This window comes from Roseomonas elaeocarpi (assembly GCF_042433915.1).
GTDB lineage: Bacteria > Pseudomonadota > Alphaproteobacteria > Acetobacterales > Acetobacteraceae > Roseomonas > Roseomonas elaeocarpi.
This window is the reverse complement of record NZ_JBHLUN010000009.1, coordinates 49,379-68,478: the sequence shown is the minus strand read 5'-3', so window position 1 is coordinate 68,478 and position 19,100 is coordinate 49,379. Positions and strand designations below refer to the sequence as shown.

Here is a 19,100-nt window from a genome sequence, read left to right as displayed (position 1 = left end):
ACCGGGCGGGGTGCCCCGGCGGGCAGAGGTGCCTGGCCGCCGTGCCCGGCGCCGACCCTGCGTGCCGCCAGCGGGCGGTGTTCAGGGCGGTCCCACGCATCCCGGGTTGCTGCGCGTCGGGATCATCACGTTTTGCCAGAAGCCGCCTTTCTGCCGCCGCCCGACATGCCGGCCGACGCCGTGACATCGCATGAGCGCGCCTTGGCCGCTGGCGCGACCGCGCCGGCCCCGGGTGACCAGGGCTCCGGCCGCCCTGCCCCATCCGCACCGGAAACCGCCGTCGCCCCGGCCGCGCCGGTCACCACCCTGCACGTCTGCACCACCTGCCGCGCCGGCCTCGCGCTGGGCGAGGGCGAGGTGCCGGAAGGGCAGAAGCTGTTCGACGCCGTGGCCGCGGCGCTGGCCGCCGCGCCGGAGGCGCCGGTGGTGCTGCGCGCCTCGACCTGCATGGCCAATTGCGAGCGCGGCTGCTCGGCCGCCCTCACGGCGCCCGGCAAGTGGCAGTACCTGCTGGCGGGGCTCGATCCGGCGATGGGGGCGGACCTCGTGAGCTACGGGCGCGCCTACGCCGCCACGGCGACGGGCACGGTGATGCCGTCGAAGCGCCCGGCCTCGCTGCGCCACGCGGTCCTCGGCCGCGTGCCGCCCTTCACCCCGGCGGGCGACCCTGCTCCCGCCACGCGGGCGTCGGTCATCCAGGCACCGGTTCCTCAGCCGTCGGTCCCCCAGGCGTCAGTCCCCCAGGCGTCGGTCTCCCAAGTGCCGATCTCCCCGGCACCGGGCCTTCAGGCACCGATCCTCGAGGCATCGACTTCCCCGGCAACGGCGACCCGGACACCGATTCCCCAGGCAACACCAGTTCCCCAGACGAGCGAGAACGCCTCATGAGCGACGTGCGAAAGATCCCGGCCACCATCGTCACCGGCTTCCTGGGGGCCGGAAAGACCACGCTGGTGCGGCACCTGATGACGCAGGCGAACGGCCGGCGCATCGCCATCATCGTGAACGAGTTCGGCTCGCTGGGCATCGATGGCGAGACGCTGCGCTCCTGCGGGATCGAAGGCTGCGAGGAGGAGAACATCGTCGAACTGGCCAATGGCTGTCTGTGCTGCACCGTGGCGGACGAGTTCCTGCCCACCATGCAGGCGCTGCTCGACCGCCCCAACCCGCCCGAGCACATCCTGATCGAGACCTCGGGTCTCGCGCTGCCCAAGCCGCTGATCAAGGCCTTCAACTGGCCGGGCATCCGGTCGCGCGTCACGGTGGACGGGGTGGTGACGGTGGTGGACGGGCCGGCCGTGGCGGCGGGCCGCTTCGCCGATGATCCGGAGGCCGTGGCGGCGCAGCGCGCGGCGGACGAATCGCTCGACCACGACAACCCCTTGGCCGAGGTCTACGAGGACCAGCTGATGTCGGCCGACCTCGTGGTGCTCAACAAGTCCGACCTGCTGGACACCGCCGAGGCCGGGCGCGTGCGGGAGGAGATCACGGCGGCCATCCCGCGCGCGGTGAAGGTGGTGGCGGCCGAGAACGGGCGCCTCGACGCCGCGGTGCTGCTGGGGCTTGAAGCGGCGGCGGAGGACGACCTGGCGGCGCGGCCCTCGCACCACGATGCCGAGGACGGGGCGCACGAGCACGATGACTTCCGCTCCTTCGTGGCGGTGATGCCCGAGGCGCCCTCCCCCGAGGCTGTCGTGGCGCGGCTGCGCGCCGTCGCCGAAGCGCACGACGTGCTGCGGATGAAGGGCTACGTGGCGGTGGAGGGGAAGCCGATGCGGCTGGAGGTGCAGGGCGTCGGCGCCCGCTTCCGCCACGGCTTCGACCGCGCCTGGACGCCGGGCGAGGCACGCGCGGGGCGCGTGGTGGTGATCGCGCAGACCGGCATGGACGAGGCCGCGATCGCGGACGCCATCGCGGCGCCGTTTACGGCGGACGCCGCCGCCGCGGTCGCGGCGGGATAGCACGCGGTGCACATCCTTCTCCGCGAAGCGCGCACGCTGGATGAGGCCGAGGCGGCGGTGGATCTCGAGCAGGAGCCGGCGCCGCTGGCCCTGCTGAGCTTCTCCGACAGCGACCTCGGCGCGGTGGCCGGCGCCTGGGAGCGGATGCGGGATGTGCCCGAGATGCGACTGGCGCGGCTCGCTTCGCTGCGCCACCCGATGTCGGTGGACCTTTACCTTCAGCAGACGCTGGCGGCGGCGCGCTGCGTCGTGGTGCGGCTGCTGGGCGGGCTGGAATACTGGCGCTACGGCGCGGAGGAACTGGCGGCGCTGTGCCGGGCCGAGGGGATCGCGCTGGCGCTGCTTCCCGGCGACGGGCGCGACGACGAGCGGCTGCGGGCGATGTCCACGGTGGCGGCGGCGCAGTGGGGCCGGCTGGACGCGCTGCTGCGCGAGGGCGGGCCGCGCAACGCGGCCTCGGCGATCCGGCTGATGCGGCACCTGGCCGGGCTCGGCGCGGATGACGGCGCGCTGGTGGAGCGGCTGCCGGCCTGGGGCGAACATCCCCTGCCCAGCGAGGACCCGCCGGACGCGCCGCTGGCGGCGGTGGTGTTCTACCGGTCTCACCTGCTGTCGGGCGACACCGCGCCGGTAGAGGCACTGGCGGCGGCGCTGCGGGCGCGGGGCCTGCGGGTGCGCGCCCTGTTCGTGGACAGTTTGAAGACCGCCGCCACGGCGGCCGGCGTGGCGGTGTCCTTGCGGGGCTGGTGCCCGGCGGTGGTGCTCAACGTCACCGCCTTCTCGGCCCGCCGCGAGGACGCCGGCTCGCCGCTCGACGCCGCGGGCGTGCCGGTGCTGCAACTGGTGGTGGCGAGCTCCTCGCGGGACGCCTGGGTGGCCTCGTCGCGCGGGCTGGGGCAGAGCGACCTGGCGGCGCAGGTCGCCCTGCCGGAGCTGGACGGGCGGCTGCTCACCGGCGCGGTCGCCTTCAAGACGGAAGCGCCTCCGGTGGCCGGGCTGCAATTCGCCCGCGCCGTGCTGGCGCCCTCGCCGGACGGGATCGCGCTGGCGGCGGAGCGGGCCGCCGACTGGGCGCGGCTGCGGCTGGCCTCGCCGGGTGAGCGGCGGGTGGCGGTGGTGCTGTCGGACTATCCGGGCGTCGGCGGGCAGGAAGGGCACGCCGTGGGGCTCGACAGCTTCGCGAGCCTGGCCGCGCTGCTGCGGCGGCTGCGCGAGGCGGGGTACCGGGTGGGCGGTGGGGATGCGCCGGACACGGCCTCGCCGGCTGGGGCGCAGTCGGACGGAGTGCTGCCGGACAGCGACGCGCTGGCAGAGGCGCTGTGCCGGGGCGAGGCGCGGCCGGTGCTGACGCTGGCGGCCTATCGCGACGGCTTCCGCACCTTGCCCGCCGCCCTGCGTGAGGCTGTCCTCCAGGCCTGGGGGGAACCGGAAGCCGATCCGCTGCTGCGCGACGGCGCCTTCCACCTGCGGCACCTGCGCCTCGGCCAGTGCCTCGTGGCGGTGCAGCCCGATCGCGGCGACCCGGCGGCGCGGAAGGCGAGCTATCACGATCCCGACCTGCCGCCGCGGCACGGCTTCCTGGCCTTCTACCTTTGGCTGCGCCGGGCGGAGCGCATCCATGCCCTGGTGCATCTCGGCACCCACGGCTCGCTGGAATGGCTGCCGGGCAAGGCGGTGGCGCTGTCGGACGGCTGCGCCCCGGTGGCGATCGCGGGCGGGCTGCCGGTGATCTACCCTTTCATCGTCAGCAATCCCGGCGAGGCGGCGGTGGCAAAGCGCCGGCTGGGCGCGGTGACGGTCGGTCACCTGACGCCGCCGCTGCGTCCTGCCGGCCTCGGGGCGGAGGGCGCGGTGCTGGAGCGGCTGATCGACGAGTACGCCGCGGCCGACGGGCTCGACCGCCGGCGCACCGCGATGCTGCGGGGCGAGATCCTCGGGCGCGCGGCGGCTTGCGGGCTACTGCGGGAAAGCGGTGCCGAGGTTCCAGCCGGCGAGGCGTCGGAGGAACAGGCGCTGGCGCGGCTGGATGCCTACCTGTGCGACGTGAAGGAAATGCAGATCCGCGACGGGCTGCACGTTTTCGGTGAGCCCCCGGCCGCCGAGCGCCGCGCCCTGCTGCTGGAAGCGCTGGAGCGGTCCTGCCCGGAGGTCGCGCCCGCCGCGCTGGCCGCCGCGCTGGACCGGAGTGCGGGGGCCGAGGCGGCGGCGCTGCTGGCGGCGCTGGACGGGCGGATGGTGGCGCCAGGCCCGGCGGGCGCGCCGAGCCGGGGGCGAGCCGACGTGCTGCCCACCGGGCGCAACCTGTTCGCGCTCGATCCCAGGACGGTGCCGACGCGATCGGCGCTGGTGCTGGCGGAAAAGGCGGCGGCGGAACTGCTGCGCCGGCACCGGCAGGAACAGGGCGACCACCTGCGCTCCGCCGTGATCGACCTTTGGGGCAGCGCCACGCTGCGCACCGGTGGCGAGGAGCTGGCGCTGGCGCTGGTGCTGATGGGCGTCGTGCCGCTGTGGGATGCGGGCTCGGGCCGCGCCAGCGGGGTCGAGGTCGTGCCGCTGGCGCTGCTGGACCGGCCGCGCGTGGACGTGACGCTGCGGATCTCGGGCCTGTTCCGCGACGCCTTCCCGGCGCAGATCGCGCTGTTCGACATGGCGGTCGCCGCGGTGGCGGCGCGCGACGAGGCGGCGGCCTGGAACCCGCTGGCGGCGGCGTTGTCGGGGATGGAGGACGCGGCGCGGCGCGAGGCCGCGGTGCGGATCTTCGGCGCGGCGCCGGGACAGTACGGCACGGGGCTGGAGGACCGGCTGGCGCGCGGCGGCTGGAACGGGCGGGCGGAGCTGGCGGCGCTCTACGTCGAGGGTTCGGCGGCGGGCTATGCGCAGGGGCGCGAGGGCGTCGCGGCGCCGGCGGCCTTCCGGGCGCGGGTCGCCGCGGCGGAAGCCTTTCTCCACACGCAGGACCATGCCGAGACGGACCTGCTGGACAGCCCCGACTACGCCGCCCATGCCGGCGGCTTCGCGGCGGCGGCCGCCGCCGAGGGGAGCGCGCCGGCGCTCTACCACGCCGACACCAGCCGGCCCGACGCGCCGCGCCTGCGTTCGCTGCCGGAGGAGATCGCGCGGGTGGTCCGGGGGCGCGCCGCCAACCGGCGCTGGATCGAGGGGCAGATGCGCCACGGGCGGCGCGGCGCGGCCGAGATCGCGCGCGCGGTGGAGGCGTTGCACGGTTTCGCCGCCACGCTGCCGGTCCGCCTCGACGCGCAGTTCGACCTGCTCCACGCCGCCACGCTGGAGGATCGGGAGGTGCGCGACTTCCTCGCGCAACACAATCCGGAGGCGCTGGCCGCGCTGCGCGCGCGCTTCCGCGAGGCGCTGGAGCGCGGGTTCTGGCAGCCGCGCCGCAACGCCGTGCTGGCGGAGCTCGACGGGCCGTGACGGTGCGCGGCTGGTGCCCCAGCCTGGCGGAGCCGATGCGCTCCGGCGACGGCTGGATCGTGCGGATCAAGCCGCGCCGGCACGGGCTGTCGGCCGCGCAGGCCCGGAGGCTGGCGGCGGAGGCACGGCGGTGGGGCGCGGGCTGGATCGGGTTGACCAACCGCGCGAACCTCCAGGTGCGGGGCCTCGACGATGGTGCGATCGGGCCCTTCGCCGCGGCGATGCTGCGCGCGGGGCTGGCGGAAGCCGACCCGGCGGTGGAGCGGCAGCGCAACCTCCTCCCGCCGGTGCTGCTGGGGAGCGACCCGGCACTGGGCCAACGGTTGGAAGCGTTGCTCGACGGGCTGGAGGCGGTGCTGGGCGACCGCTCCGCCGGCGCGCTGCCGGGCAAGTTCGGGCTGACCGTCGAGGGTGGCGGCGTCCTGCCGCTGGGCGAGGTGGCAGGCGACCTGCACCTGCGGGCGGTGGGCGACGCGGTGTGGCTGCGGCCCGACGGTGCGCGCCTGGCGCTGCGCTGCCGCTGGGACGAGGCGGCGGAAGCGGCGTCGCGGCTGATCCGCCTCTTTCTGGACCGGCGCGGCGAGGCGCGGCGCCTGCGCGGGCTGGTCTCGGCGCTGGGCGAGGACGGGTTCTGGGCGGCGGCAGGCCTGGTGGCGGAACAGCCCCCTACCCCCTTCGCCTCGGCACCGGCGGCCGGGTTCCGGGGCTACGCGGGCACGGCGCGCGGCTTCGCGGCGGCCGGCCTGCCGCTGGGGCGGCTGGACCCCGAGGCACTGGATGGGATGGCGACGCTGGCTGAGCGCTTCGGCGACGGCACGCTGCGGGTGACGCCCTGGCGGCTCCTGCTGCTGCCGGGCGTGGCGCGCGCGGATGCGGCGGAGGTGCTGCAGCGGCTGCGGCGGGTGGGCGGCATCACTGAGGCGGCGGACCCGCGCCTGCGGCTGCTCGCCTGCCCAGGAGCGCCGCATTGTGCGAGCGGCACCGTGGACACCGCCGCGGCGGCGGCGCGGCTGCTGGCGCTGGGCGCCGTGCCGGCGCGGGGATTGCTGCACCTCTCGGGCTGCGGCAAAGGCTGCGCGCATCCCGGCACGGCCGGGGCCGTGCTGGTGGGCGGCGCGGACGGCCGCTACGGGCTGGTGCGCGGCGGCACGGCGCGCGACCTGCCGGCGGCGGTCGGCCTCACCATCGAGGAGGCCGCGTCGCTGCTACGGGCCACGGGGGATGCCGAAGGGCAGGAAACGGCATGAGCTACGACTACATCCGCGACGGCGCCGAAATTTACCGCCAGTCCTTCGCGACGATCCGCGCCGAGGCCGACCTGTCCGGCTTCTCGCCCATCGAGGCGCGGGTGGCGGTGCGGGTGATCCACGCCTGCGGCATGGTGGAGGTGACGCGCGCCCTGCGCTTCGGGCCGGGCTTCGCGGAAGCGGCGCGAACGGCACTGCTGCGCGGCGCGCCGATCCTGTGCGACGCCAAGATGGTGGCGCACGGCATCACCCGCCCGCGCCTGCCGGCCGGCAACGCCGTGGTCTGTACGCTCGACGCGCCCGAGGTGCCGGCGCTGGCGAAGCGCATCGGCAACACGCGCTCGGCCGCGGCGCTGGATCTGTGGGGCGAGCAGCTCGGCGGCGCCGTGGTGGCGATCGGCAACGCGCCCACCGCGCTGTTTCACCTGCTGGAGATGCTGGACGCCGGGGCGCCGCGCCCGGCCGCGGTGATCGGGTTGCCGGTGGGCTTCGTTGGCGCGGCCGAGAGCAAGCAGGCGCTGCGGGAACGCCACGACGTGCCCTGGATGATCGTTGAGGGCCGGCTGGGCGGCAGCGCCATGACGGTCGCCGCAGTGAATGCGCTGGCAAGCGAGGCGGAATAGGTGGCGGGAACGCTCTACACGCTGGGCCTGGGACCCGGCGATCCGGAGCTGGTGACGGTGAAGGCCGCCCGGCTGCTGCGCGAGGCGGCGACGGTGGCCTACTTCGCCAAGGCCGGCCGGTCGGGCCACGCGCGCACGATCGCCGCCGGCTACCTGCGGCCCGAGGTGCGGGAGCTGCGCCTCGAATACCCCTTCACCACCGAGGTCCCGCTCCGCGACCCGCGCTACGCCGAGGGCATGACGCGGTTCTACGAGGACTGCGCCGCGCGGCTGGCGGAGGCGCTGCGGGGTGGCGACGTGGCGCTGCTGTGCGAGGGCGACCCGTTCTTCTACGGCTCCTCCATGTACCTGTATGACCGGCTGCGCGACGAGTTCCCGCAGGAGGTGGTGCCCGGCATCACCGCCATGAGCGGCTGCTGGACCCGCGCCGGGGAGCCGATCGTGCACGGCGACGACGTGCTGACGGTGCTGCCCGGCACCCTGTCGGCGGAGCGCCTGGCGGAGCGGCTGCGCGGCGGCGACGCGGCGGTGGTGATGAAGGTGGGCCGCAACCTGCCCAAGATCCGCGCCGCGCTGGAAGCCGCTGGGCTGGCGGAGCGCGCGATCTACGTGGAGCGCGGCACCCAGGCGACGGAGCGCATCCTGCCGCTGCGCGAGGCGGGCGACGGGCCGGCGCCGTACTTCTCGCTCGTGCTGGTGCCGGGGCGGCAGCGGCCACGATGACGGGGAACGGAACGGACGGCGCCGACACGGTGCCTGCCCAGGGCAAGGCCGGTGGGGTCGATGCACGGGGCTCCGCGGCTGACGGCGTGACCGGCACGCGCGCCGGGGCCGGCGCCGGCGGCGCGGACGGTCCACCGGTTCCGGGCGGATGGCTGCGCGTCGTGGGGCTGGGCCCCGGCGGCGCCGGGCTGGTGACGCCCGAGGTGTCCGAGACTCTCCGCACCGCCACCGACGCGGTGGGCTACGGCCCCTACCTCGCCCGCGTGCCGGCGCGGTCGGGCCTGCGGTGCCACGCCTCCGACAACCGGGTGGAGCTGGAGCGCGCCGCGGCGGCGCTGCGGCTGGCGGCGGAAGGCCGCCGCGTCGCGGTGGTGTCGGCCGGCGATGCCGGCGTCTTCGGCATGGCCGCGGCGCTGTTCGAGGCAATGGAGCGGGGGCCCGTCAGCTGGCGGGAGATCGACCTCGCGGTGCTGCCTGGGGTCTCGGCGATGTTCGCGGTGGCGGCGCGGGCCGGGGCGCCGCTGGGGCATGATTTCTGCGCCATCTCGCTGTCCGACAACCTCAAGCCCTGGGCACTGGTGGAGCACCGGCTGCGGCTGGCGGCGGAAGCGGGGTTCACGGTGGCGCTCTACAACCCGATCTCGCGCGCCCGCCCCTGGCAATTGGGCCGGGCCTTCGAGCTGCTGCGCGAGGTCCTGCCGGCGGTCATCCCGGTGATCTTCGCCACGGCCGTGTCGCGCGCGGATGAGCGCGTGGTCGTCACCACGCTGGGCGAGGCGCTGCCGGCCATGGCGGACATGCGGACGCTGGTGATGGTGGGCACGGCGGAAACGCGGCTGCTGCCCCGCGCCGACGGCGGGTCCTGGGTTTACGCGCCGCGCTCCGCCCCGGACAGCGGCCCGGCCTCGCTGGCGGGCGACGCGGCGCAATCCGCCGTCGCGCCGGGCGAGGACGCGGCGCCAGCTTCCGCCCGTGTCACTGTCCCCGGCGGCAGCACGGGCGCGGGCCAGGCGACGGAGCCTGCCGCGGCGGGCGAGGACGCGGCGCCGTGACGCAGCAGCCAGCGCAGCGCCGCCCCGGCATCGGGCACGGTCTCGGCCGCAGGCAGCGTTGGCCGCGCCACCATCACCACCGGCAGTTCCAGCGCCCGCGCCGCCGCGAGCTTCGCCGCGCTGGCGGTGCCGCCGGAGTTCTTGGACACGATCACCTCGACTCCGTGCCGGAGCAGCAGCGCCCGTTCCGCCGCCTCGGTGAAGGGGCCGGCATCGGTGATGCAGGTGGCGCCGGGCGGCAGGCTGTCCGGATCGGGCGGCTCGATGGAGCGGACGAGGTAGCGGTGCTGCGGCGCGTCGCGAAAGGGCCGCAGCTCCTTCTGGCCCACGGTCAGCAGCACGCGGCGCGGCACGGTGCCGAGCGCGGCCGCGGCGGCCGCTATGTCGGGCACGATGGCCCAGCGGTCGCCCTCGCCCGCCGTCCAGGCCGGCCGGTCGAGGCGGAGCAGCGGCAGCCCCGCGAGGCGGGCGGCCGCGACGGCGTTCGCCGACATGGCCGCGGCGAAGGGATGGGTCGCGTCCACCAGCAGCTGCACGCCCGCCCCGCCGAGGAAGCGCGTCAGACCTTCCACGCCGCCGAAGCCGCCGCTGCGGCTCGGCAGGGGCTGCGGGCGCGGCGCGCGGGTGCGGCCGGCCAGCGAGAGCAGCGCGTCGAAGCGCGCATGGCCCGCCAGCAGCCGGGCCAGGGCGGAGGCCTCGGTGCTGCCGCCCAGGATCAGGACGCGGGTCGGTGGGATGCTCATGCGGCCGACCGTAGCACGCGGCGGCCGCGGCTCCGCCCCTGCCCGCCTCTTCCGCCACGCCCGGTCCTTCCATGGGCGCATCTCCCCTGTGTCCGGGCGGCTCCGGCACCATGACGGGCCTTCCCTCATCCGCGGGGCCAGCCATCAGCCCCGCTGCCCACTCCGCGCCCTGGCTCAGCGTGCTGGGTATCGGCGAGGACGGGCCGGAGGCGATGGCGCCCGCAGCCCGCGCGCTGCTGGGTGCCGCCGCCCATGTCTTCGGCGGGGCGCGGCACCTAGCGCTGGCGGCACCGCTGATCCGCGGCACGGCGCATCCCTGGCCCAGCCCGATGCGGGACGGCTACCGCGCGATCCTCGAACATCGTGGGGAGGCCGTGGTGGTGCTGGCCTCGGGCGATCCCTTCTGCTTCGGCGTCGGGTCGGCGCTGCGGGCGTTGGTGGGGGACGGCGAGATGCTGTGCCTTCCGGCGCCCTCCGCCTTCTCGCTGGCCCGGGCGCGGCTGGGCTGGGCCATGCAGGAGGTGGCGGAGCTTTCCTTCTGCGGCCGCCCGATCGAGGCCATGCGGCCGCGCCTGCAGCCGGGCGCGCGGCTGCTCTGCCTGTCGGCCGATGCCGCGACGCCGGCGCAGGTGGCGGCCTACCTGCGGGCGGAAGGCTTCGGCGCGAGCCGACTGATCCTCCTGGAAGCGCTGGGCGCGGCGCGGGAGCGGGTGCGCGACATCACGGCCGGCGTTCCGGCAACGGTGGACCCGCTGAACATGCTGGCGGTCGAGGTGGTGGCAGAGCCGGGTGCCCGCGTCCTGCCGCTCGCGCCCGGGCTGCCGGATGCGTGGTTCGAGAATGACGGGCAGATCACCAAGCGCGAGATCCGGGCCATGACGCTCTCCGCCCTGGCGCCGCGCGAGGGCGAGCTGTTGTGGGACCTGGGCGCGGGCTCCGGCTCGGTCTCGATCGAGTGGATGCTGCAGCACCCGCGCAATCGCGCCGTCGCGGTGGAAGCGCGCGCGGACCGGGCGGCGCGGGCCACGCGCAACGCCCTGTCGCTGGGCGTCCCGGGCTTGCGGGTGGTGACGGGCACGGTGCCGGAGGCTCTGGCGGGGCTGGAGCCGCCGGATGCCGTCTTCGTGGGCGGCGGGGCCAGCGTTCCGGGTGTGTTGGACGCCGGCTGGGCGGCGCTGCGGCCCGGCGGGCGGATCGTGGCCAACGTGGTGACGGTGGAAGGCGAGATGGCGCTGCTGCGCGCCTGGGAGCGCTGGGGCGGCGCGCTGACGCGCATCGGCGTGGAGCGGCTGGACCGGGTCGGCCGGATGCACGGGATGCGTCCGGCCATGACGGTGACGCAGTGGAGCGCGGTACGCGCCGGGGCGGCCTCGTGACCGCCGCGACGAGCGCCGTCGTGGCCGGGATCGGCTGCCGCCCGGGATGCGAGGCGGCGGAGGTCGTGGCGCTGGTGCGCCGGGCGGAGCGCGAGGCCGGGCGGCGCGCCGGGCTGCTGGCGGTGCCGGCCTTCCGCGCTGCGCTGCCCGCCCTGCTGTCCGCCGCGGACGAGATGGCGCTGCCCGTCGCGACCGTGACGCAGGATGCGCTGCTGGCGGTGCAGGACCGTTGCCCGACGCGTTCGGAGCGAGCGGCGCGGGAACATGGGATCGCCTCGGTGGCGGAGGGCTGCGCGCTGGCGGCGGCCGGGGATGGCGGGCGGCTGATCCTGCCGCGCATCGCCTCGGCCGCTGTGACCTGCGCGCTAGCCGAGGTGGAGGAGGTTCGGTGACGGTCCATTTCATCGGCGCCGGGCCGGGTGCGCCCGACCTGCTGACGCTGCGCGGGCGCGACATCCTCGCGCGCTCGCCCGTTTGTCTTTACGCCGGCTCCATCGTGCCGGCGGCGATGCTGGAACACTGTCCGCCGGGCGCGCGGCTGGTGGATACGGCGCCGCTCAGCCTCGACGAGATCGAGCGCGAGGTCGTGGCCGCCCACGCGGCGGGGCAGGACGTGGCGCGGCTGCACAGCGGCGACCTGTCGATCTACTCGGCCCTGGCGGAGCAGCTGCGTCGGCTCGACGCGCTGGGCATCCCCTACACGCTGACGCCGGGCGTGCCGGCTTTCGCCGCCGCCGCCGCGGCCCTGCGCCGGGAGTTGACGGTGCCGGAGGTGGCGCAGAGCGTGGTGCTGACGCGCATGCCGGGCCGCGCCTCGCGGATGCCGGAGCGCGAGGACCTGGCGGCTTTCGCGGCGACCGGGGCGACGCTGGCGATCCACCTGGCGGTACACGCGCTGCCGCGGATCGTCGAGGTGCTGCAACCGATCCACGGCGCGGAGTGCCCGGTTGCCGTGGTGGTGCGGGCGAGCTGGCCGGATGAGCGCGTGGTGCGCGGCACGCTGGGCGACATCCTGGACCGGATGGCGGAGGCGCCGGCCGAGCGCACGGCGCTGGTGCTGGTGGGGCGGGCGCTGGAGACCGAGGATTTCCGCGAGAGCGCGCTGTATTCGCCCGACTACCAGAGGCGCTTCCGCGGCCGCGACGGCGGCGCCCAGTTCGCGCCTGCCGAGGCCGAGCCCGCTCAGGCACCTGCTGCCCAGCCTGTCTCCGCTCAGGCCACCCCGTCCCGAGCCGAAGGCGGCGAGACGTGACGGAACGGCGCCTGCCCCATCGGCCGGCCCTCGCGGTCGAAGATCAGCACCTCCAGCTGCGTATCGGCGCCGAGCAGCACGTGCGCGGCGGTTTCCCAGGCCCGCAGCGCCACCGCGTCGCCCAGCGCGAAGCCGGCCGCCGCGGCATGGTTGAAGGCTTCCGCCACGGTGTTGCTCGCGCGGATCGCGGCGGGCAGCGCGTCGGGCGCCGCGAGCTCGGCCGCCAGCGCCGCCAGGGCGTCGAGGTCGGCGCTGCCGCGCTTCGAGTGGAGGTCGAGGCGGCCCTGCGCCAGCTTGGTGATCTTGGCGACGCCGCCGGCCACGGTGACGCGCTCCACGGGGTGGCGGCGGAGGTATTTCAGCATGCCGCCGACGAAGTCGCCCATGTCGATCAGCGCGGCTTCCGTCAGCCCGTGATGGGCGCGCACCGCGGCCTCGGAGCTGCTGCCGGTGGCGCCCGCCAGGTGGGTCAGGCCGGTGGCGCGGGCCACGTCGATGCCGCGATGGATGCTGTGGATCCAGGCGGAGCAAGAATAGGGCACCACGATGCCGGTGGTGCCCAGCACCGACAGCCCGCCCAGGATGCCGAGGCGGCCGTTGAGCGTCCGCTCGGCCAGCACCTCGCCGCCGGGGATCGAGACCTCCACCACCGCGTCGGCCGCGCCGTTGGGTGCCAGGGCGTCGAGCGCCGCGGTGATCATGCGGCGCGGCACGGGGTTGATCGCGGGCTCGCCGGGCGGCAGCGGCAGGCCGGGGCGGGTGACCGTGCCGACGCCGGGGCCGGCGCGGAACTGTATGCCGCTGCCTGGTGCGGCGTGGCGCACCGTGACGCGGATCAGCGCGCCGTGGGTCACGTCCGGGTCGTCACCCGCATCCTTCACCACCGCAGCGGTGGCCGAGCCCTCACCCAGGTTGGTTTCCGCCAACGCGAAGGCGGGCTCCTCGCCACCGGGCAGGTGGATGGAGATGGGATCGGGGAAGTCGCCGGTCAGCAACGCGGCGTAGGCGGCCTTGGCCGCCGCCGTGGCGCAGGCCCCGGTGGTCCAGCCGCGCCGCAGCGGGGGCACGGAGGCTGCCTCGGCTGGGGGTTCCGGTTCCACGCGCGGCAACATAGGGGCTCGCGCCGGAACTGTCATGCCGCGGGGCTTACGCGGAAGGGCGGAGTGGGTGCGGAGGCCTGCGTGCGGGTGGTGCTATCCCTGTCTTCCTGGCCCTGCGCCGCGTCACTCCCCCGCCCTCCTTCGCAGCCGAAATTCCCGGCGTTCTCCCACTCCTCATGCTGTCAGCGGAGCATCCCGTGAACGGCCCCGATCCGCGTGGCCTGATGGTGGCGGCCCCCCGCTCCGGCTCGGGCAAGACCACGGTGATGCTGGCGCTGCTCTCGGCGCTGCGCCGGCGCGGCGTGCGGGTGCGGGCGGCGAAGTCCGGGCCGGACTACATCGACGGCGCCTTTCACGAGGCGGCCACCGGCTTTAGCAGCCCCAACCTCGACAGCTGGGCCATGCCGCCGCCGCTGCTGCGCGCGGTGGCCGCGGGGGCTGTCGGAGGGCCTGCCGCGCCGGGTGCGGCGGTTCCGGGGGCTTTCCCCACGGCCGGCGGTGATGCCGACGGTTCCGGCGGCGCGCTGCTGCTGGCGGAGGCCTCCATGGGGCTCTTCGACGGGCTCGGCACCGAGGACGGGCGCTCCGGCAGTTCGGCGGACGTGGCGGCGGCGCTGGGGTTGCCGGTGCTGCTGGTGCTCGACGTCAGCGGGCAGTCGCAGTCCGCGGCCGCGGTGGCACGGGGCTTCGCCACGCATCGGCCCGACGTTGCGGTGGCCGGCGTGGTGCTGAACCGGGTGGCGAGCCCGCGCCACCGCGACGGCGCCGTCAGGGCCATGGAGCAGGCCGGGATCGCCGTCCTGGGCTGCCTCGGGCGCGAACCCGCGATCGCCCTGCCGGAGCGGCACCTGGGGCTGGTGCAGGCGCGCGAGCTCGGCACCCTGCCCGCGCTGCTGGCGCGACTGGCGGAGCTGGGCGAGAGCGCGCTCGACCTCGACGCGATCCTGCGCGCCGCGCGGCCGGTCGCGGCCGTGGCGGAGCCGGGCGGCGCGGCGCTGCCGCCGCCGGGACAGCGCGTGGCACTGGCCTCGGACGCGGCGTTCAGCTTCGCCTACCCGCATCTCCTGGCAGGATGGCGGCGGCTGGGGGCGGAGATCCATCCCTTCTCGCCGCTGGCGGACGAGGCGCCCCCGGAGGGGTGCGACAGCTGCTGGCTGCCGGGCGGCTATCCCGAGCTGCATGCCGGGCGGCTGGCGGCGAGTGGGCGCTTCCTCGGTGGCTTGCGGGACTTCGCGCGGGACCGGCCGGTGCATGGTGAGTGCGGCGGCTACATGGTGCTGGGCCAGGCGATCACCGATGCGGCCGGGGAGCGGCATGCCATGGCCGGGCTGCTGGGGCACGAGACGAGCTTCGCCCGGCGGCGCATGACGCTCGGCTACCGCGAAGCGCGGCTGCTGCGCGACGGTCCGCTGGGGCCGGCCGGCACGCTGCTGCGCGGCCACGAGTTCCACTACGCCACCGAGAGCGAGGCGACCGGCGGCGAAGCGCGCTTTGCCGCGCTGCGCGACGGCCACGGCAAGCCGCTGGGCGAGGCCGGCGGGCAGCGGGGGCGGGTCAGCGGCTCCTTCTTCCACGCCATCGCGCGGGCGGAACCCTGACACCGAAGCCCCGACACGGGGCAGTCCTGACATGGGAAGGCTCTGACGCCGGGCGGACGCACCGCCCAACCATGACCAGCGCCGCGACGCCCCGGATGCGCGCGGAACTAGGAGTTTCGATGCCGATCATCGAGGATTTCGCCGCGCTCCGGCGGCTCTGCACCGAAGTATCGGTGGGCGACGAGGCCGCCGCCGCGGCGGTGGTGTCGCGCCAGGCACGGCTGACCAAGCCCGCGGGGAGCCTGGGCCGGCTGGAAGCGCTGGTGGCCTGGCTCGCCCGTTGGCAGGGCCGGGCGGAACCCGCGCTGGAGCGGGTGGAGGTGCTGGTCTTCGCCGGCAATCACGGCGTGGTGCAACAGGGCGTCTCGCCCTTCCCGCCCGAGGTGACGGCGCAGATGGTGGCCAACTACGCGGTCGGGGGGGCAGCCATCAACCAGATCGCCGCGGTGGCCGGGGCGCGGCTGCGGGTGGTGCCGCTGCGCCTCGACGACCCGACCGGCGACATGACGGACCACCCGGCGATGGACGAGCCCGCCTTCCTCGACGCGGTGCGCGCCGGGTGGGATGCCGTGGAACCCGGCACCGACCTGCTCTGCCTCGGCGAGATGGGGATCGGCAACACCACCGCCGCGGCGGCGCTGGCGGCCGGGTTGTTCGGTGGCGGCGGGCGGCGCTGGGCCGGGCGCGGCACCGGGCTCGACGAAGCCGGCCTCGCGCGCAAGCAGGCGGTGGTGGACGCGGCCGTGCGGCGCCACGCCGCGCTGGCGGGCGATCCGCTGCGCCTCGCGGCGGCGCTGGGCGGGCGGGAACTGGCGGCGATCCTGGGCGCCACCCTGGCTGCGCGGCACCACGGCGTGCCGGTGTTGCTGGACGGTTTCGTGTGCGGCGCGGCCGTGGCGCCGCTGCGGGTGCTCCGGCCGGACGGGCTGGACCACGCGGCGGCGGCGCACCGCTCGGCGGAACATGGCGGGGCGGAGCTGCTGCGCGAACTCGAACTGGAGCCGCTGCTCGACCTCGGGCTGCGGCTGGGCGAGGCCAGCGGCGCGGCCCTGGCGGTGCCGATCCTGCGCGCGGCGCTCGCCTGTCATCAGGGGATGGCGACCTTCGGCGAGGCCGGGGTGTCGGACCGCCCCGCGTGACGCCGCTGCGCCGCCGGGGTGCCGAGCTGGTGCTGGCGGCCATGGTGCTGACCCGGCTGCCGGTGGCGCGCTGGGCCCCGCGGGAGATGCTGCCGCTGGGCGGCACCGTCTGGGCCTTCCCCCTGGTGGGCGCGGCGGTCGGGGCGATCGGAGGGCTGGGCTACGGGCTGGGCTGCGCGGCGGGCCTGCCGACGGTGCTGTCGGCGGGGTGGACGCTGGTGGGGCTGCTGATGCTCACGGGCGGGTTGCACGAGGACGGGCTGGCCGACACCGCCGACGGCTTCGGCGGCGGTCGCACCGTGGCGCGGAAGCTGGAGATCATGCGCGACAGCCGCATCGGCTCCTACGGCGTGCTGGCGCTGATCCTGTCGCTCGGCCTGAGGGGCGCGGCACTGGTGTCGCTGCGGGAGCCTACGCTGGTGCTGGCCGCGCTGGTGGCTGCCGGGGCGCTGGGGCGGGGTGCGATCCTGGTCCTGCTGCGGCTGGAAGGTGCGGCGCGGCCGGACGGGCTGGCGGCGGCGCTGGGGCGACCGGGCGCGGGCGTCACCGCGACGGGGCTGTTGCTGGCAGGGTTGTCGTGCCTCGCCCTGCCCCCGATGGCGGCCGCGCTGTCGTCGGTGGCGGCGGTTGGCTGCGCCGTGGCGGTCGGCAGGATGGCCCGCCGGCAGGTGGGCGGCCACACGGGCGACGTGCTGGGCGCGGCGGAGCAGGTGACGGAAGCGGTGGTGCTGAGCCTCCTTGCCGCCATGCTCGCGCGCTGAGGTCAGGCGGAACGGCGCGGGCCAGCATCCGTCGGCAGGGTGACTAGCGTGACGCTGCCGCAGGACGGTGTGGCGGCCAGCAGGTCGGGGTTCTCGCCGCGCAGCATCGCCGGCAGGAGGCGCAGAGGGCCGCCATGCGCCACCACCACCGCGTCGCCCTCCTGTTGCAGCAGATGGTTCGCGACGCCGCGCAGGCGGACGGTGAAGGCGGTCGTGCTTTCGCCGCCGGAGGCCGTGAAGCCGGCCGGGTCGGCGGCCCAGCGGTCCAGGGCGTCGCGCGGGATGCTGTCCCAGGACCGGCCCTCCCAATCGCCGAAGTCGAATTCCAGCAGCGCCGGGTCGAGGCAGGCGGGCGGGGCCTCAAGCGCCGCGGCCAAGGCCCGGCAGCGCTCGGCGGGGCTGCAGTACCAGCGGGGCGAGCGGAGCGGTTGCAGCGCCGCCAGGATCACCCGGCGCTCCTCCGGCAGGATGGCGCGGGCCTCCAGGTCGAGGCGGCCGTAACAAAGGCCGGGCGGCGCCACCACCGGCAGGTGGCGCAGCAGGGCGACGCGGCGGCTCAGCCGGTGTGGCCGCCGCGCGCCGGCGCCTCGCTTTCCATCAGCATGGCGCGCACCGCGTGCTTAAAGGGCGTGAAGTGGTTGCCCAGGCGCAGCGCCGCGTGGCGGGCAAGCCGGGCGGGCAGGCTGCTCTCGCTGTAGAGGCGCGCCACGAGGTTGGTGCCGGTGTAGATCGGCCAGGTGGCGCGGCGATGCGCGGATTCGTAGCGGTGCAGCGCCCGCGGGTCGGCCACGTCCCGCCCGGCGCGCAGTGCGGCGCGGATCGCCTGCGCCAGCGTGTCGGCGCCGCGCAGGCCGAGGTTGAAGCCGTGCGCGGTGACGGGGTGCATGCCCACCGCCGCGTCGCCGATCAGCGCGAAGCGCGGCGCCACGAAGCGGCGGGCATAGGTGGTCGCCAGCGGGTAGACGTGCCGCCCCCCGATCAGCCGCATCCGGCCGAGACGGGCGCGGTAGCGGCGGGTGATCTCCTCGCTGAACTCCTCGGCCGGTGCCTTGGCGAGGCGCTCGATCTCGGGCGCCGGCAGGGTCAGCACCAGCGAGGACACGCGGCCGTTGAGCGGCAGCATGGCGACCGTCTGCGCCTCGTCGAACCATTCCGTGGCGACGTGCTCGTGGTCGCCCTCATGCGCGAGGCGACCCACCAGCATGGAGCGGCCGAAGTCGTGCGCGTCGGCGGCGATGCCGTGGAAGCGACGCATCGCCGAGAAGCGCGTGTCGGCTCCCACCACGAGCCGCGCGCGCAGCACCTGCCCATCGGCCAGGGTGACGCGACCGGTCTCGCCCTCGGTGGCGGCGGAGACCACCTCGACGCCGCACAACAGCGTCAGACCCTCCTGTTCGGCGAGGCTGCGGAACAGGGCGCGGCGGATCAGGTGGTTGGACACCAGCTGGCCCAGCGCCGCCTCGGGCCGATCCTCGACATCAAAACGCAGGGCGTAGGGCGAGGAACCGTTCAGCACCCGCGCCTCGCGCAGGGCGGAGGGCGCCTCGGCCGGGATGTGCGCCCAGGCGCCGAGCTGTCGCAGCAGGTGCTGGGAATGATGGGTGAGCGCGATCTCGCGGCCATCGGGCGCCGGCTCCGCCAGCGTCGCCTCGTCCTGGCGTTCCACCACCGCGAGGCGCAGGCCGGTGCCGGCGAGGCTGCGGGCGAAGGCCAGGCCCACCGGGCCGCCGCCCACGATCACCACGTCGAAGGGCCCGGGTTCGGCAGGGCCGGCGCCGGGCGACGCCGCGTCGGCACGCGGGCTGGCGGGCTGCGGGGAACCAGCCTGCGGGGAAGAGGAGTCGGACTGCGGGGGGTCGAACTGCATCGCCGGGCTTCGGGGCTCCAACATGGCCGTATTCTCAATCCGGCATATGGGAGCGTGCGCGAGAAAGGCGAGCGTTGGGGGAGGCGTTAAGGGGTGGGGCGACCTACGGGGCTCGAACCCGTGACATCCACGACCACAACGTGGCGCTCTACCAGCTGAGCTAAGGCCGCCGCACGCGGCGGGGTTTAGGGCGGCAGGCCGGGTGTCGTCAATCCCGCCCGCCGCA

General features: G+C 75.8%; 15 protein-coding genes, 1 tRNA gene and 2 pseudogenes. 13 read left to right on the top strand and 5 right to left on the bottom strand.

From position 1 onward, the window contains the following. Window positions 1-132: 132 nt before the first annotated feature. The 7 genes and pseudogenes from ACFFGY_RS13955 to cobJ all read left to right on the top strand — a co-directional run. Complete coding sequence (locus ACFFGY_RS13955) at window positions 133-888, top strand: DUF1636 family protein (RefSeq protein WP_377045109.1); 756 nt, start codon at window positions 133-135, stop codon at window positions 886-888. Then, complete coding sequence (cobW, locus tag ACFFGY_RS13950) at window positions 885-1,961, top strand: cobalamin biosynthesis protein CobW (protein ID WP_377045108.1); 1,077 nt, start codon at window positions 885-887, stop codon at window positions 1,959-1,961. Before ACFFGY_RS13955 ends, cobW begins: the two co-directional genes overlap by 4 nt. Window positions 1,962-1,967: 6 nt before the next feature. Continuing rightward, window positions 1,968-5,393, top strand: coding sequence for a cobaltochelatase subunit CobN (cobN, locus tag ACFFGY_RS13945; RefSeq protein ID WP_377045107.1), 3,426 nt, complete (start codon window positions 1,968-1,970; stop codon window positions 5,391-5,393). After that, window positions 5,390-6,640 (top strand): precorrin-3B synthase, encoded by a 1,251-nt coding sequence (gene cobG, locus ACFFGY_RS13940; RefSeq protein WP_377045106.1) that lies wholly within the window; start codon window positions 5,390-5,392, stop codon window positions 6,638-6,640. The genes cobN and cobG overlap by 4 nt, the downstream gene beginning before the upstream one ends. Continuing rightward, complete coding sequence (locus ACFFGY_RS13935) at window positions 6,637-7,263, top strand: precorrin-8X methylmutase (RefSeq protein WP_377045105.1); 627 nt, start codon at window positions 6,637-6,639, stop codon at window positions 7,261-7,263. Before cobG ends, ACFFGY_RS13935 begins: the two co-directional genes overlap by 4 nt. Next, a complete protein-coding gene (locus ACFFGY_RS13930; protein WP_377045104.1) occupies window positions 7,264-7,986 on the top strand; it encodes a precorrin-2 C(20)-methyltransferase in 723 nt (240 codons plus the stop codon). It abuts the gene before it with no gap. Window positions 7,987-8,138: 152 nt separating this feature from the next. Continuing rightward, a pseudogene (gene cobJ / locus ACFFGY_RS13925) lies at window positions 8,139-8,867 on the top strand (precorrin-3B C(17)-methyltransferase); the annotation flags it as partial. Here cobJ and ACFFGY_RS13920 read toward each other — a convergent pair. Further along, window positions 8,855-9,781 (bottom strand): cobalt-precorrin-6A reductase, encoded by a 927-nt coding sequence (locus ACFFGY_RS13920; protein WP_456316168.1) that lies wholly within the window; start codon window positions 9,779-9,781, stop codon window positions 8,855-8,857. The pseudogene cobJ and the gene ACFFGY_RS13920 overlap by 13 nt on opposite strands. Window positions 9,782-9,891: 110 nt before the next feature. On the opposite strand from ACFFGY_RS13920, the gene cbiE reads away from it, so the two are divergent. From cbiE to cobM, 3 genes and pseudogenes are all read left to right on the top strand, one after another. Next, entirely contained in the window at window positions 9,892-11,157 is a 1,266-nt protein-coding gene (cbiE, locus tag ACFFGY_RS13915) for a precorrin-6y C5,15-methyltransferase (decarboxylating) subunit CbiE (RefSeq protein WP_377045102.1), read from the top strand. Beyond that, window positions 11,154-11,549 carry a cobalamin biosynthesis protein gene (locus ACFFGY_RS13910; RefSeq protein ID WP_377045101.1) on the top strand — a complete coding sequence of 132 codons (396 nt, stop codon included), beginning with the start codon at window positions 11,154-11,156 and terminating at the stop codon, window positions 11,547-11,549. Before cbiE ends, ACFFGY_RS13910 begins: the two co-directional genes overlap by 4 nt. Then, window positions 11,546-12,295 (top strand): annotated as a pseudogene (gene cobM, locus ACFFGY_RS13905) (precorrin-4 C(11)-methyltransferase); the annotation flags it as partial. The gene ACFFGY_RS13910 and the pseudogene cobM, both read left to right, overlap by 4 nt. Window positions 12,296-12,369: 74 nt before the next feature. Here cobM and ACFFGY_RS13900 read toward each other — a convergent pair. Further along, the gene (locus tag ACFFGY_RS13900; protein ID WP_377045100.1) at window positions 12,370-13,521 is read right to left on the bottom strand and encodes a cobalt-precorrin-5B (C(1))-methyltransferase; all 1,152 of its coding nucleotides are present in this window, start codon (window positions 13,519-13,521) and stop codon (window positions 12,370-12,372) included. 212 nt (window positions 13,522-13,733) lie between these two features. Here ACFFGY_RS13900 and ACFFGY_RS13895 point away from each other — a divergent pair, with 212 nt between their 5' ends. From ACFFGY_RS13895 to cobS, 3 genes are all read left to right on the top strand, one after another. Continuing rightward, window positions 13,734-15,107 carry a cobyrinate a,c-diamide synthase gene (locus tag ACFFGY_RS13895; RefSeq protein ID WP_377045236.1) on the top strand — a complete coding sequence of 458 codons (1,374 nt, stop codon included), beginning with the start codon at window positions 13,734-13,736 and terminating at the stop codon, window positions 15,105-15,107. A 119-nt stretch (window positions 15,108-15,226) separates the two neighbouring features. Further along, a complete protein-coding gene (gene cobT, locus ACFFGY_RS13890; RefSeq protein WP_377045099.1) occupies window positions 15,227-16,246 on the top strand; it encodes a nicotinate-nucleotide--dimethylbenzimidazole phosphoribosyltransferase in 1,020 nt (339 codons plus the stop codon). Beyond that, a complete protein-coding gene (cobS, locus tag ACFFGY_RS13885; RefSeq protein WP_377045098.1) occupies window positions 16,243-17,007 on the top strand; it encodes an adenosylcobinamide-GDP ribazoletransferase in 765 nt (254 codons plus the stop codon). The genes cobT and cobS overlap by 4 nt, the downstream gene beginning before the upstream one ends. 2 nt (window positions 17,008-17,009) lie before the next feature. Here cobS and ACFFGY_RS13880 read toward each other — a convergent pair whose 3' ends face one another. The 3 genes from ACFFGY_RS13880 to ACFFGY_RS13870 form a co-directional block, all read right to left on the bottom strand. After that, window positions 17,010-17,531, bottom strand: coding sequence for a histidine phosphatase family protein (locus ACFFGY_RS13880; RefSeq protein WP_377045097.1), 522 nt, complete (start codon window positions 17,529-17,531; stop codon window positions 17,010-17,012). A gap of 32 nt (window positions 17,532-17,563) precedes the next feature. Then, on the bottom strand, window positions 17,564-18,898 hold the full coding sequence (gene ubiM / locus ACFFGY_RS13875; RefSeq protein WP_377045096.1) for a 5-demethoxyubiquinol-8 5-hydroxylase UbiM: 1,335 nt from the start codon (window positions 18,896-18,898) through the stop codon (window positions 17,564-17,566). A gap of 70 nt (window positions 18,899-18,968) precedes the next feature. Beyond that, window positions 18,969-19,044, bottom strand: a tRNA-His gene (locus tag ACFFGY_RS13870). Window positions 19,045-19,100: the final 56 nt, after the last annotated feature.